Source organism: Bacillus sp. ISL-18 (assembly GCF_018613415.1).
Lineage (GTDB): Bacteria > Bacillota > Bacilli > Bacillales > Cytobacillaceae > Neobacillus.
On the sequence record NZ_JAGGQG010000002.1, the window covers coordinates 509,234 to 521,836 of the forward strand.

Here is a 12,603-nt window from a genome sequence, read left to right on the forward strand (position 1 = left end):
AATAATTCAAGAGATTACAACATCTTCCATGTAAAATTATAGGAATAAGGTCTAAAAAACTTTGAAAGGGTGAGTAAGGAATGGCTGACAGAAAAGAATCGGAAAAAGATTTATCCAAGCAAGTGGAAAATAGGGAGGAAAATCCAGAAGTGATGAAACAACCAATAGGAGAAGATGCTGTTAAAAAGGATGAAAGCGAAGAACAATTTTCAAGCTTAGACCTGCTATGGCACCATGCCTTTGGTGAACTAGACGAATGGGCGAAACGTGCCAATCAGCGAGATGGGTTATTTTTTAAAGCGGCAAAGCAATTTGCCGATGGTGTTCAGCGTAATCAAGGAAATCTTATTGAACTTGCATCTCGATTTTATCAAGAATTCTCCGCATGGGAGAAAACTGCCCGAGAAGAATTTTTAATGTCTACTACCAGTCTGCAGCATTTCTTCCCGCTTAGATCTTATGAAGATATTAATGCACAAATCGACCAAGTCCAAGAAAAAACATTAAATATTTTAGCGGCCCCATGCGAGCGGTTGGCCAGCACCCTGTCAATGGATAAATATATTGAAATGATAGAGAAATATATTGCGCTAAGAAAGAGAGGCAGAGAGCAGTATATAAAGACAGTCAAACAAGCAGGGAACTTAATTTATGAAAATCAAAAGAACTTTGTAAATCTTTTTGCCAGGCAGATTAAAACATTAATGTTTCCGTTAAGTAAGTACTTGGAAAAATCAGACGAGTTTATTAAATGATAAAACCGAGGAGTGATTTGAGTGACAAATGATAAGACATATCAACCATTCGAGGGAATCAAACGAATGAGCGAAATGTGGGAAAGACAAATAAATGGACTATTATACATGATGAGTGATAACAATGAATTCGTCAAACTTTTAAAGGCAGGCACAGAGGGTCATGCCCGTTATTTAGAACTGCTTAGAAAAAGACAAGAACTAGTGGCCGGTGTGATGAATCTTCCAACGAAAAAAGATGTGGCAAACGTTGCTAAGTTATCTATCCAAGCTGAAGAAAAAATCGATACCCTCGAAGAGCAAATTTGGAATCTCCAAGATAGCCTCGGCACGGTAAATAAAGGGAATCTAGAGATGTTCCAGGAAATGGTGAATATTGTTAAACAAATGAAAGATGACTTTCAACAAATAGAATTAAATCATGCGAACAAACTTTCAGCTGTTCAGGTTGAATTAAAAGAATTAAAGCAAAACTTAAGCCAATTAACTGATATCAAGACTGAACTTGAACAGATGAAAAACCTTTTTCAAGAGGAGAAACTCAAAAACAAAGATTTAGTGCTCGCTGTTGCTGGCACAACCGAGTCCTAATGGAAGGAGCAAATGCCGATGAGTGCAACAGTATCACTTAAAAACTTAATCCCAATAGTAGAATTAGAGAAGGAAAAAGTAAGGTGGAACCAAATCAATAAAGTCTTAACCGAACCTAAACCGGATATAGTTCCAACACCTAGGGAGATCATTTGGAAGAAAAATAAATCCACTTTATATTTTCACCCTGCAAAGGAAAAAAAATATCAGATTCCATTGTTTTTAGTCTATTCACTGCTAAATAAATCATATATTTTAGACATCGGGGAAGGGAGCAGTGTTGTAGGCGGTCTTACCGAACGTGGATATGATGTTTACTTTCTCAATTGGGGTTCCCCAGGCTATGAGGATCATGAAATTACCCTGGATAATTATATTATCGATTATTTGGAAAAAGCCGTAAAACGGGCTTTACGCCACTCGGGCGCAGGGGAAATTTCAATGGTCGGCTATTGCTTAGGTGGGACTATTTCAGCGATTTTTACATCAATCACAAAATTACCAATTAAGAATCTCGTTCTTGCAACCGTTCCAATTGATTTTAGTGTCGGGATTGTCCCTGACAAATTGTTAAAAGGGCTTCAAAATGGTCAAATCGACTTTGGTCGGTTTTCTGATGTATATGGTGTCATTCCATCCGAATATTTATATCTTATGTTTCGGGGGCTTTCACCGGTTTATGTTAGTCCATGGATCAATCTAATCACGCGTGCCCATGATGAAAAGTATGTCGAGAAGTGGCGTCGAATGGACAAATGGACAAAAGATACCGCCTCTTTTGCCGGGGCCGCTTTTAAACAGATGTTCAATGATCTATATAAAGATAACAAACTATTAAAGGGCGAACTTATAATCGGAGGCAGAAAAGTAGATTTAAAAAATATAAAATGCTCTGTTTTCGTTTTCTCAACATCAAGAGACACACTCGTTCTAGAGAAACAAAGCCTGCCAGTTATGGACATGATATCGAGTGAAGATAAAACCTATCAGGTATTCGAGGGCGGTCATGTTTCACTTGCATTAACCGGCAAATTTGCAGTGTTTGCTGACAATTGGCTTAAGTCTCGGTCCAATCAACTCGAGGAAGTGCCTGTTTAATTCTTTAAAAAAAGTAAGTGACGGGAAGAAGGGTGGGGACCCTTTTCTCCCCGTTACTATCATTTACACAGCAGTTTTTTGCTGATTGAGGAACCTGCGCAGCAGTTGGTTAAACCGGTCTTTTGCTTCAAGCTTGGCAAGGTGACCGGTATTCCTCAAAATAATAAATTCCGAATGGGGAATCAGTTTATGCATACAAGCTTGAATCCAAACCGGTAATACAGAGTCATACTGTCCTCCGATAATTAGAGTTGGAACCTTAATTTCGGGCAATAAAGATCGATTATTTACCTCAAGGCACTTTTTTAATGATTCGAGAAAAATAAAATGTTTTGGGCGGAAATAATGGCTAAAGGTAGCCATTGAGTTTTTATTCCAGGAGTAAAGTGCCATATGGGCGAGGAATTCCGTTTGTTTTCCTGCTCTGGTAACATCCTCAAATTTTTCTTTGCGATTATTAAATAAAAGTCTCTTTAATTTTTGGGGGAAGTAATGGAAAGTGCTAACGAGCATCAGTGACCGACAGAGGTCTGGGGCTTGGCGGTACATTTCTTGAGCAACCGCTCCACCCATTGACAAACCAAGAATGTGAGCGTTTTCAATATGCAGTTCCTTTAATAAACCTATTAAGTCTCTGGCAAAGTTGGGTATCGAAATCCCATCTGTTCTTGTACAATCCCCGTGTCCACGTAAATCCGGTATTATCAACTCGAATTGGTCAGCTAATTCATACTGGTTACTCCAGCCTTCTTTGACTTCTCCTAAACCATGAATGAGCACGAGTGGCTCGCCTTCTCCAAAATGTAAGTAGGGTACACCCAATTCACTAATACTAGTATTTACCATTTTACACCACCTTTTCCATTTTTATCAGTTTATAACCAACATAACAGAGTTGTAAATATCCAAATCGATTTTAATATATATTTATTTTAGTTATTGCCAAATATAACCTATAGGTGTAAAATACATATAGGTGAGGTGATAAAGATATGGTGAACCAAGATAACCAATCAGTCAATCCATCCAAAAATTTTGTGCTGCCATTTATTTTATTGCTTCTTAGTAAAGTATCTCTTCATGGTTATGAACTTAGCCAAAAGCTGGAGGCATTCGGTTTTAAAACTCTTGATCAAGGCAACTTATACAGGATGCTACGACAGCTTGAAAAGGATGAGCTAGTTTCATCTGAATGGGATACAACAGGCAGCGGGCCGGCAAAAAGAAGATATTCAATCACAAAAGCTGGGACTACATACTTAAAAGGATATGCTAATCAACTTGAGACGTATCAATCCATCCTAGATCAATTCTTCAAGATGTATTCTAGTTTACTTGAGCTCTATATTCCTTCTTTTCAGATGAAGGATCCGATAGAGAAGGTTAATAATACTAGGAGGAGGAAGAATGATGGTACAGAAAAAAAATGAAACGGTTCCTACTGAAGATTTAGTAGAATCGATACCTGTAGGTTCTTTTGTTGCTACTTTTTGGGATCAGTTTGAACAATCAGGTGAACGTGCACGACAGTTAAGAGAAAATCGAGAAGATGCTTATTTTAATGCGGTAAGAGAGGTTATTAAATTCAATAAGCAATACCGAAAGTCCATTACAGCATTATATGAACAAGCAAGAAAGACAAATAAAGAAGTTGTTTCTGACGTGATGCATCAAATTAACACGGGCATAGAGAAAGAGCAGGTAACATCAGAGGACCGTGAAGAGCTTAAGAACCAGTTTAAAGAAGTTACCGGACAAATGGAAAAATTAGCGTTAACACCAGTTCAGTCCATATTCCATATTATTGATCAATTTGAGGATAATTTTGAGAGGAATGCAGAAGCTGGTATTGCTTATAACCGTGAACGTCGAAATGCATGGGATGAAGTTCGCAAAGAATATGTTAAAAAAGCACGCAATACACAATTAGATTTTATAGATCGAAGTAAAAATAGTTTGAAAGAGCTTGTAAAAACTCGTTAAATTGATGTAACACAAAGGGGAAATAACACCAGTGTTGTTCAATTCTATATCAATGTTAGACCACATTCTCTTATGAAGGAAATAGAGAGTGTGGTTTTTTATCGTTTAAGAAATTATAATATTTTCGCTTGTGGATACCTGTTAATATAAGGACTATCGACGTCTAGCTCCAGCGCCTAGCCCCTCGATGGTCTACAGCCACTCTGGGAATGAAGGCAAGAACCTTATTCCCAGAGCGTCTTATGCTTGTCGGGGCTGTTCAAGGCGCTTGCGCTTTTGTTCTTTTCTAACTAGAAATTTGAACGTTCTGTTACTATAAACCATATTTTCCTTTTGAAATATAAATGTCATATATTCATAACTTATTTGACGAAATTAAATGATATACTTCTAATTGAGATCGTATAGGATGATAAAGGGAAATGCTGATGATACTGGCCTTACATATGGAAGTTAAAAATGAATGAAAAATAAACAGAAATTTTTATGGGTTCTGAAAATCCAGATATTATTACTAGTCTTCGATGCGCTATTTCTATTACTATAGGTAATTTGAAAAATGATGAAGGCAGGAAAAGAAAATGAAAAAGAGACTTGTAGTGCTTTCTACGACGATTATTTTGGGGATTGGCAGTATCTCTTTCCTTCCAGCAGTCCAAGCAGAGGAAACAAGCCTTAAAGGTATCCAGGAAGAGCGGACGGGAATCCAGACAGAGATAATGAAAACAGACCAGGAAATTTTTCAAGTCCAAGATGAATTGGCTAAATTATCAGAGCAAATAAAAAGAGTTGATCAAGCCATTATTGATAATAACAACATGATTACCCAGACGGAAGTAAAGGTTCAGGCTTCCGAAAAAGAAGTATACGGACTAGAACTAGAAATAACCCTTATTAGGGATAGAATCGATAAACGCAATCAACTACTGAAAAAACGTGCCTTAGCCTTACAAGAAAATGGAGGGAAGGTAAAATATATTGATGTTATTTTAGGTTCTGACAGTTTTGGAGACTTCGTCGGGCGTCTTCATGCTGTTGCTTCCATCGTTCAGGCTGATCAAGATCTTGTTAATCAGTATAAAGAAGACCAGAAAGAAGTTGTAAACAAACAAGCTAAAGTTGAAAAAAAGCTAAGTGATTTAAAAGCAATGAAAATAGAGCTTGAAGGGATGCAGGCACAAATTTTAGAACAAAAGGAAGAAAATGATGTCTTGCAAGAAGAATGGAAGAAAAAAGTGCAAGAAAAACTCGCTCAAAAGGAAAAGCTGCAACAACAAGATCTGTCACTTTCATTACAAGAAGGAGAGATTGGGGCAGTAAGCCAAAATACCCATACCATGAATTCAACTCCTATTAATACCGCAATTCCAACAACCACTAATGAAGCAATCAATATTGTTATTCATGCTGGTGAAAAATATATTGGGAATTCAGTATATGTATTCGGCGGAGGAAGGAATGCCTATGATGTTTCACAAGGAAGATTTGACTGCTCTGGGTTTGTAGCATGGGCATTTGCCCAAGCTGGGATTAAAGTTGGGGCCCATACAGATATATTGAAAAATTTGGGCAAAAGGGTATCATTTAGTGAAGTTCGGCCTGGTGATTTAGTTTTCTTTGATACTTATAAAATTGATGGACATGTCGGAATTTATTTAGGCAACGGGAAGTTTATTGGATCACAAAGCAGAACTGGAATTGCGATTGCGTATATGACGAATGAATATTACCTAAAAAAATTTAACGGACGGGTAATAAGAATTATCAATAGCTAAGTAAATAAAGAAGCGATTCTAATCGCTTCTTTTTATGGTTTTATAGTATTTAGAATCTGTTCCCAAGTGAACTACTATCTAAATTTATTGTAGCTGAGATCAAAAAGAGGGATTTGCCTATAGGAGAAGCTGTTTCCTTGTCCCCAAGGGAGACCGAAATCAATAAGCTTTTAGCCGATGGTGCATCCACAGCCGAGGCAGCCTTGAAGCTTTATTTAAGTGAGTTTACCGTTAGGGATTACATATCAAATATTATGAGAAGACTTAATGCTCAAAATAGAACTGAAGTGGCGGTCAAAGCCATTCGGATGGGGATTATCGATTAAACAAGGGCAGCTCTCATTAGGGAGATGCCCTTTTAGTGATTTAAAAAATCGGGGTAGTCACTAATGACCCCTTCAATATGAAATTGCATCAATAGATTTACTTCTTTTCTTTTTCTTATTGTCCATACCAGCGTTTTAAAGCCATGCTGGTGAATTCTTCTAATCAGCCGTTTGTTTACCATGGTGATTTTCGGATTGACATAGGAAGCGAAACTTAAGAAGGAAACCAATTCTTGGTTCGAAATTCCTTTACCGGTGACCCTCTTTAGTAAGACTCCTAGTTGGATGGAAGGAATTAGTTGGTGAAATTTTTTTAATGAGTTTTGATCAAAAGATTGAACGATCACTTGAGACCCTTCTGCGCTTGTAAGTCCTCTGTGTAAAAGCTCATCCGCAATTTTTTCCTCAATTCCAGGGTAAAGAGAGGGATTTTTGATCTCCAGCAATATCCCAACTTTACCTCCAAACTCGTCTAGAAATTCAGATAATGAAGGGATCTTTTCACCACCAAATTTAGGGTCAAACCAGCTGCCTGCATCTAGTGCTTGAATTTCTTTTAATGTAAAATCCTTCACTTTTCCTTTCCCGTTTGTTGTTCGATTAACCGTTGGGTCATGAATGACCACCAACTGGCCATCTTTTGTCATCTGAACATCCATTTCAATGAAATCCACACCCAGTTGCAGTGCTTTATGAAAAGAAACAAAAGTATTTTCAGGGCAGTATCCGGCTGCTCCTCTATGGCCAATTTTTAAAGGAGAACGATTATCAAAAGCATTTCTAATTCTCATTCTTTTTCGAGTTAACAATAAATTGACCCATCTCCAAATGGCTGTAGTAAATGTCAATAAGATTTACCTCCATCGCCTTATTGTGAACATGGTAAGAAAAACTAAACAATTTGTCAACTGGGTATCTGGCTACGTGTCTGCAGTTAAGTTGTTGGAAAAATATAGCTTGTGATCATATGGTGGGAGCTAAGAATGGGCTTATTCTTTTTATTGAGAAAAGCCTAATATGGATTGTGTCTATCGCACATTGATATCTAGGTGAATAGGATATATGGAAATCGATAAAGGAGGTAATGTAAATGTCTGGTGCAGTAGGTGGCTATGGCGGCGGATTTGCCCTGCTAGTCGTATTATTCATTTTATTAATTATAATTGGAGCTTCTTGGGGTTGCGGTTTCTATTAAGTTAGAAGGGAGGAAATAAAATGTTTGGATACGGTGGATTCGGCTATGGCGGCGGCTGTGGCTGTGGATACGGCGGTGGATATGGTTTTGGCGGCGGCTTTGCATTAATCGTCGTTTTATTTATCTTATTAATTATTGTAGGTGCTGCTTGCTTTAGATGGTAGATGAAAGTTAAAGCGTCCTACTTAAAATATCTAATTAGTCAACCCGCTTGGTTAATCAAGCGGGTTTTCGAGTGGAATCGAATTAGTGCTTTTCCATTGCTGAAATTGATCAAGTTCTTTGGCTAGTTTATTTAGTGTAAAACCAATAACAGCAGCGTCATCAAAGAGTCCAAGACCAATTATAAAATCAGGAACTAAATCAATTGGGGAAATAAAATAGAGCAGAGCACCAATTACGGTCACGATGGTACTTGGTTGAACATTCTTATATTCACCTTTAGAGTAGGCTTTTACTAAATCAACAAATAACTGCAGTTTATCCCAAGCATCCCCTAGATAGCCTTTTCGTTCAGTTGCTTTTTCGATCACCTTATGAAGTAAATCTTTTATCTTTTGGGGATTTCCAATAAATTCTTTAGCATTGTGAATGTATTTATGGTGCTCTTTTTCGATTAATTTATCATCGCTGTACATAGGGTTCACTTCCTTTAACGGAATTCAAACTTAGTTTACCACTAAAATTAAAATTCATTAGATATTTACCCCACAATAAAAAAACAAAACCAGGTGCAGAATGTGCACCTGGTACTTTTATGCAATAACAGCATCGTTTGTTAGACCTGTCACGATGGTTTCTACTTCCGTTCCTTCTAATGTTTCTTTTTTTAATAATGCTTCGACTAATTGTTGATACTGTGGTTGATGGTTCCTAATCAAGGTTTCTGCTATTTCTAAACCTTTTGCAAATAATTCCTGCATTTTGATTTCCTTATCTTGCTTGTTAAACGTTAATGTAAACCCATCTTCAAGCATTCCAATGTCGACCATTTGCTCAATCAAATGTTTTGCCTGCTGAACGTCACCGCTCACACCGATGCTATGTTCACCAAGAAACATTCTCTCAGCCACACCACCAGCTAAGACCATTGCGACACGGTCAAGCAAGTCACTAGTTGTTGATAAATGCAATTCTTTTGGAATCGGTGCTACATAACCAAGAGCCTCACCACGAGGTATAATCGTTGCTTTTCGAACGGAACCAGGTTTTGTTAAGGATGCAACAATTGCATGTCCCGCTTCATGGATGGCCACCCTTCGTTTTGTGTCCAGATCCTGTAAGGAACGAGAGGTACTGCCTAATATTGTCCGGTCAAGTGCGTAATCAAGGTCTTGCTTCGTAATTACCTCATGGCCATTTCTTACCGCACGTCTTGAGGCTGTTTCAAAAAGAGACTGCAGCTCAGCACCGGAGAATCCAGAGGTACTTTCTGCTAAATCATCAAGGGATGCAAACACATCTTTTCCAAGCGCCTTTCCATTCGTATGAATCTCGATAATTTCTCTTCTTCCTTTTGTATCTGGAAGGGATACATGGAACGAGAAATCAATACGTCCAGGACGAAGGAAGGCTTCATCCAGCATATCTTTTCTATTGGTAGCTGCTATAAATAAAATACCTTCGTTAGAATGGCCGCCATCAAGCTGAACAAGCAGTTCAGTTAAGGTTTTCTCTGCTTCTTCGCCTCCATGAGCCTTACGCTTGCCCGCTAGTGCGTCTACTTCATCAATAAAGATTACTGCGGGTGCTTGTTTGCGGGCTGCTTGAAAAAGAGAGCGAACCCGGCTCGCGCCAACGCCAACAAAAAGCTCATTGAATGCTGACCCACTTGCAGAGAAGAAGGCTGCATCTATTTCCCGCGCCATGGCTTGAGCTAATAGTGTTTTACCAGTCCCAGGGGGTCCATATAAAAGAATTCCTTTCGGGGGCTTTATTCCAAGTTTAAGCGCCCGTTCAGGTTCTTTTATAGTGGATAAAGTCTGAAGTATTTCCTCTTTCATTTCAGCTCCAATTCCTCCAACATCGTCTAAACTGATAGAAGGAAGAGGGCGTGACTTGGCGACACTATTTTTCATCGAGTTACCTAGGCCAAAGCCGCCCTTTGTTTTTTGCAGGGCAACAGCAGCACCGGCAAGTAAAACAATTACTCCGCCCAGCATCCACTTACCGTATCGGCTGCCGGTTGTATAGGTGTAATTAATATTGTACTTTTCAACAAGTTTCTCGATCACTTGACTGTTTGGAGGGATATGGGATACATATTCGTTACCGCCTGCTTTCATATACAGGCTGCCGTCCGCTTGTTCAGTGAGCGTAACGGCCTTTCCATTTTGCGCTTGAATCGTTTTCTCGACAGAAGAGAAAGGAATCGCGATTTCCTTATGAGTTGTTTGAATGTACCAAATTATACCTGAAATGACTATTATGAACGCTGTAATCAGCGGAATAAACTTTGAAACTATCTTTTTACTTTTATTCAACTCTCTTCATCTCCTCCAATAGAGTAATATAATTATTATAAAGCTATTTCCAGAAAAATGGATATGGGAATCAATGGAAGAAAGGAAATAGTTAATTGCCGATAAAAAGCACACCATCCTGAAAGCTGGATCGTGTGTATAACGTTAGGATAATAAGCGGAGTTGTGGAATGATGGGCGTAAGCACAGTTTGGGCCAAAGTGCCAATGCTCATTCCGACAGATGCTGCCTTACTCCATTTAAAAACATGAACCTTTTCTTCTTTTGTCTCATACAAAAATAATAATTGATCCCCTTCTTCGGCAATGCCAATTTTATGATAGGAGATATTATTTTGTTGAAGTACGATTTCGAAAGCTTTGTGTAATAAGCTTAAGGTTTTCTGATCAACTGGCTGATTTTCCATAGTTCCTCCTGAGGAAAATAAATATTTTTCATTATCTCCATTATATTCCTTTCGCCTCCATCATAAAAGAAAAATCTTAAGTAAACCATCTGAAATATTGCAAAGTTGGCCTTTGCGAGATAAGATTGAAGTTATGGATAAAAATTTCACGCTAAAATTGGTACACATGGCCGAAATTAGCGAAATCGGTTCCTTCCCCGCAGGTTTGAAGGGGCCTTATTTAAAGGAAGTATGATGACTTCTTTGTCAAAGAGAGGAAGACAAGATGGGTAACAATTTTAAAGAAGAAGTATTGTCACGCCGGACATTTGCGATTATATCCCACCCGGATGCCGGTAAAACAACATTAACTGAAAAATTACTATTATTTGGTGGAGCTATTAGAGACGCTGGTACTGTTAAAGCAAAAAAAACAGGAAAATTTGCTACAAGTGACTGGATGGAAATCGAGAAACAACGTGGGATTTCCGTTACCTCCAGTGTAATGCAATTTGATTATGATGGATTCAGGGTTAACATTCTTGATACACCTGGACATCAAGATTTCAGTGAAGATACGTACAGAACTTTGATGGCTGTTGACAGTGCAGTAATGATCATTGACTCAGCAAAGGGGATTGAAGAACAAACCCTAAAACTTTTTAAAGTATGCCGCATGCGCGGTATTCCAATATTTACGTTTATGAATAAGCTTGACCGCCAAGGGAAAGCACCGCTTGAACTTCTTGCCGAACTAGAAGAAGTTCTTGGAATTGAATCCTATCCAATGAATTGGCCAATCGGAATGGGAAAGGAATTCCTAGGCATTTATGACCGTTTCCATAAGCGGGTTGAACAATTCCGTGTAAGTGATGAGGAGAGGTTTATTCCACTAAATGACGAAGGAGAAATTGTTGGAGAGCACCCGATAAAAGATTCCGGTCTATATGATCAAACTCTAGAGGAAATTCTACTGCTTAATGAAGCTGGTAATGAGTTCTCAGCAGAAAGAATTGCGGAGGGGAATCTAATTCCTGTTTTCTTCGGAAGTGCCTTAACAAATTTCGGTGTTCAGACTTTCTTAGAGTCTTATCTGCAATTTGCTCCGCCGCCCAAAGCGCGTAATTCATCCATAGGTGAAATTGATCCATTAGGAGATCAATTTTCGGGGTTTGTGTTTAAAATCCAAGCGAATATGAATCCTGCTCACCGCGACCGGATTGCCTTTGTGCGTGTTTGTTCAGGTAAGTTCGAACGTGGAATGACGGTTAATATACCACGCTTAGGAAAACAATTAAAGCTTTCTCAGTCGACATCTTTTATGGCAGAAGAACGAAATACAGTCGAAGAAGCTGTTAGTGGAGATATTATCGGATTGTATGATACAGGGACTTATCAAATTGGCGATACCTTAACGACTGGTAAAAATGATTTTCAATACGAGCGGCTGCCGCAGTTTACACCTGAATTATATGTAAGGGTTTCTGCTAAAAACGTGATGAAGCAAAAATCCTTCTATAAAGGTATTCAACAGCTTGTTCAGGAAGGGGCCATTCAGCTCTTTAAGACAGTTAGGATGGAAGAATATTTATTAGGTGCGGTTGGTCAGCTTCAGTTTGAAGTATTCGAACATAGGATGAGAAATGAATACAATGCCGAGGTATTAATGGAGCGTATGGGTTCAAAAATTGCCAGGTGGGTTGAAAATGAGACTGTCGATGAAAACCTATCGAGTTCGAGAAGTTTGCTGGTAAAAGACAGATATGATCATTATGTCTTTTTATTTGAAAATGATTTTGCGTTAAGATGGTTCCAGGAAAAAAATCCAGATGTTAAACTTTATAACCCAATGGACCAAAACGAATAGTTCAGTTAGCAAAACAGCGGAGGCATCCGCTGTTTTTTTTCATTAAACAGTGCCTTTACATAAAATGGAAATTTATTGGAAAATATTCAGTGTATCCTCGTTAATTTGGCATAGGAATGGTTAAGCTAAGTGGAGAAGTTTTTCTT

Annotated in this window: 14 protein-coding genes and 1 pseudogene; 10 read left to right on the plus strand and 5 right to left on the minus strand. The window is 38.4% G+C overall.

Annotation, left to right across the window (positions count from 1 at the left end; genetic code table 11):
- Positions 1–80: 80 nt before the first annotated feature.
- From J7E81_RS02490 to J7E81_RS02500, 3 genes are read left to right on the plus strand one after another with little or no spacing between them, the layout of a single operon-like run.
- Positions 81–755 (plus strand): hypothetical protein, encoded by a 675-nt coding sequence (locus J7E81_RS02490; RefSeq protein WP_215040559.1) that lies wholly within the window; start codon positions 81–83, stop codon positions 753–755.
- A gap of 21 nt (positions 756–776) precedes the next feature.
- Entirely contained in the window at positions 777–1,346 is a 570-nt protein-coding gene (locus J7E81_RS02495) for a polyhydroxyalkanoate biosynthesis repressor PhaR (protein WP_215040560.1), read from the plus strand.
- An 18-nt stretch (positions 1,347–1,364) separates the two neighbouring features.
- On the plus strand, positions 1,365–2,444 hold the full coding sequence (locus tag J7E81_RS02500) for an alpha/beta fold hydrolase (RefSeq protein ID WP_215040561.1): 1,080 nt from the start codon (positions 1,365–1,367) through the stop codon (positions 2,442–2,444).
- 63 nt (positions 2,445–2,507) lie between these two features.
- Here the strand turns inward: J7E81_RS02500 and J7E81_RS02505 are convergent, their stop codons facing one another.
- A complete protein-coding gene (locus J7E81_RS02505) occupies positions 2,508–3,290 on the minus strand; it encodes an alpha/beta fold hydrolase (RefSeq protein WP_215040562.1) in 783 nt (260 codons plus the stop codon).
- Positions 3,291–3,436: 146 nt separating this feature from the next.
- On the opposite strand from J7E81_RS02505, the gene phaQ reads away from it, so the two are divergent.
- The 4 genes and pseudogenes from phaQ to J7E81_RS02525 form a co-directional block, all read left to right on the plus strand.
- Complete coding sequence (gene phaQ / locus J7E81_RS02510; RefSeq protein WP_215040563.1) at positions 3,437–3,874, plus strand: poly-beta-hydroxybutyrate-responsive repressor; 438 nt, start codon at positions 3,437–3,439, stop codon at positions 3,872–3,874.
- Complete coding sequence (locus J7E81_RS02515; protein ID WP_215040564.1) at positions 3,852–4,427, plus strand: hypothetical protein; 576 nt, start codon at positions 3,852–3,854, stop codon at positions 4,425–4,427. Before phaQ ends, J7E81_RS02515 begins: the two co-directional genes overlap by 23 nt.
- 581 nt (positions 4,428–5,008) lie before the next feature.
- The gene (locus tag J7E81_RS02520; protein ID WP_215040565.1) at positions 5,009–6,202 is read left to right on the plus strand and encodes a coiled-coil domain-containing protein; all 1,194 of its coding nucleotides are present in this window, start codon (positions 5,009–5,011) and stop codon (positions 6,200–6,202) included.
- 68 nt (positions 6,203–6,270) lie between these two features.
- Positions 6,271–6,528: pseudogene (locus tag J7E81_RS02525) on the plus strand (response regulator transcription factor); the annotation flags it as partial.
- A gap of 32 nt (positions 6,529–6,560) precedes the next feature.
- Here the strand turns inward: J7E81_RS02525 and J7E81_RS02530 are convergent.
- Positions 6,561–7,376, minus strand: a complete 816-nt coding sequence (locus tag J7E81_RS02530) for a glycerophosphodiester phosphodiesterase (protein WP_251028402.1) — start codon at positions 7,374–7,376, stop codon at positions 6,561–6,563.
- A gap of 242 nt (positions 7,377–7,618) precedes the next feature.
- Here J7E81_RS02530 and J7E81_RS02535 point away from each other — a divergent pair, with 242 nt between their 5' ends.
- Both J7E81_RS02535 and J7E81_RS02540 read left to right on the plus strand, forming a co-directional pair.
- Positions 7,619–7,723 (plus strand): YjcZ family sporulation protein, encoded by a 105-nt coding sequence (locus J7E81_RS02535; protein ID WP_144562660.1) that lies wholly within the window; start codon positions 7,619–7,621, stop codon positions 7,721–7,723.
- A gap of 20 nt (positions 7,724–7,743) precedes the next feature.
- Positions 7,744–7,887, plus strand: a complete 144-nt coding sequence (locus J7E81_RS02540) for a YjcZ family sporulation protein (RefSeq protein ID WP_215040566.1) — start codon at positions 7,744–7,746, stop codon at positions 7,885–7,887.
- 51 nt (positions 7,888–7,938) lie between these two features.
- Here the strand turns inward: J7E81_RS02540 and J7E81_RS02545 are convergent, their stop codons facing one another.
- From J7E81_RS02545 to J7E81_RS02555, 3 genes are all read right to left on the minus strand, one after another.
- A complete protein-coding gene (locus J7E81_RS02545) occupies positions 7,939–8,361 on the minus strand; it encodes a YkvA family protein (RefSeq protein ID WP_215040567.1) in 423 nt (140 codons plus the stop codon).
- A gap of 117 nt (positions 8,362–8,478) precedes the next feature.
- Positions 8,479–10,206 (minus strand): AAA family ATPase, encoded by a 1,728-nt coding sequence (locus J7E81_RS02550; RefSeq protein ID WP_215040568.1) that lies wholly within the window; start codon positions 10,204–10,206, stop codon positions 8,479–8,481.
- Between the two features lie 144 nt (positions 10,207–10,350).
- Positions 10,351–10,611: a hypothetical protein gene (locus J7E81_RS02555; protein ID WP_215040569.1), complete on the minus strand. Its 261-nt coding sequence runs from the start codon at positions 10,609–10,611 to the stop codon at positions 10,351–10,353.
- A 265-nt stretch (positions 10,612–10,876) separates the two neighbouring features.
- Here J7E81_RS02555 and J7E81_RS02560 point away from each other — a divergent pair, with 265 nt between their 5' ends.
- Entirely contained in the window at positions 10,877–12,457 is a 1,581-nt protein-coding gene (locus J7E81_RS02560) for a peptide chain release factor 3 (protein WP_215040570.1), read from the plus strand.
- Positions 12,458–12,603: the final 146 nt, after the last annotated feature.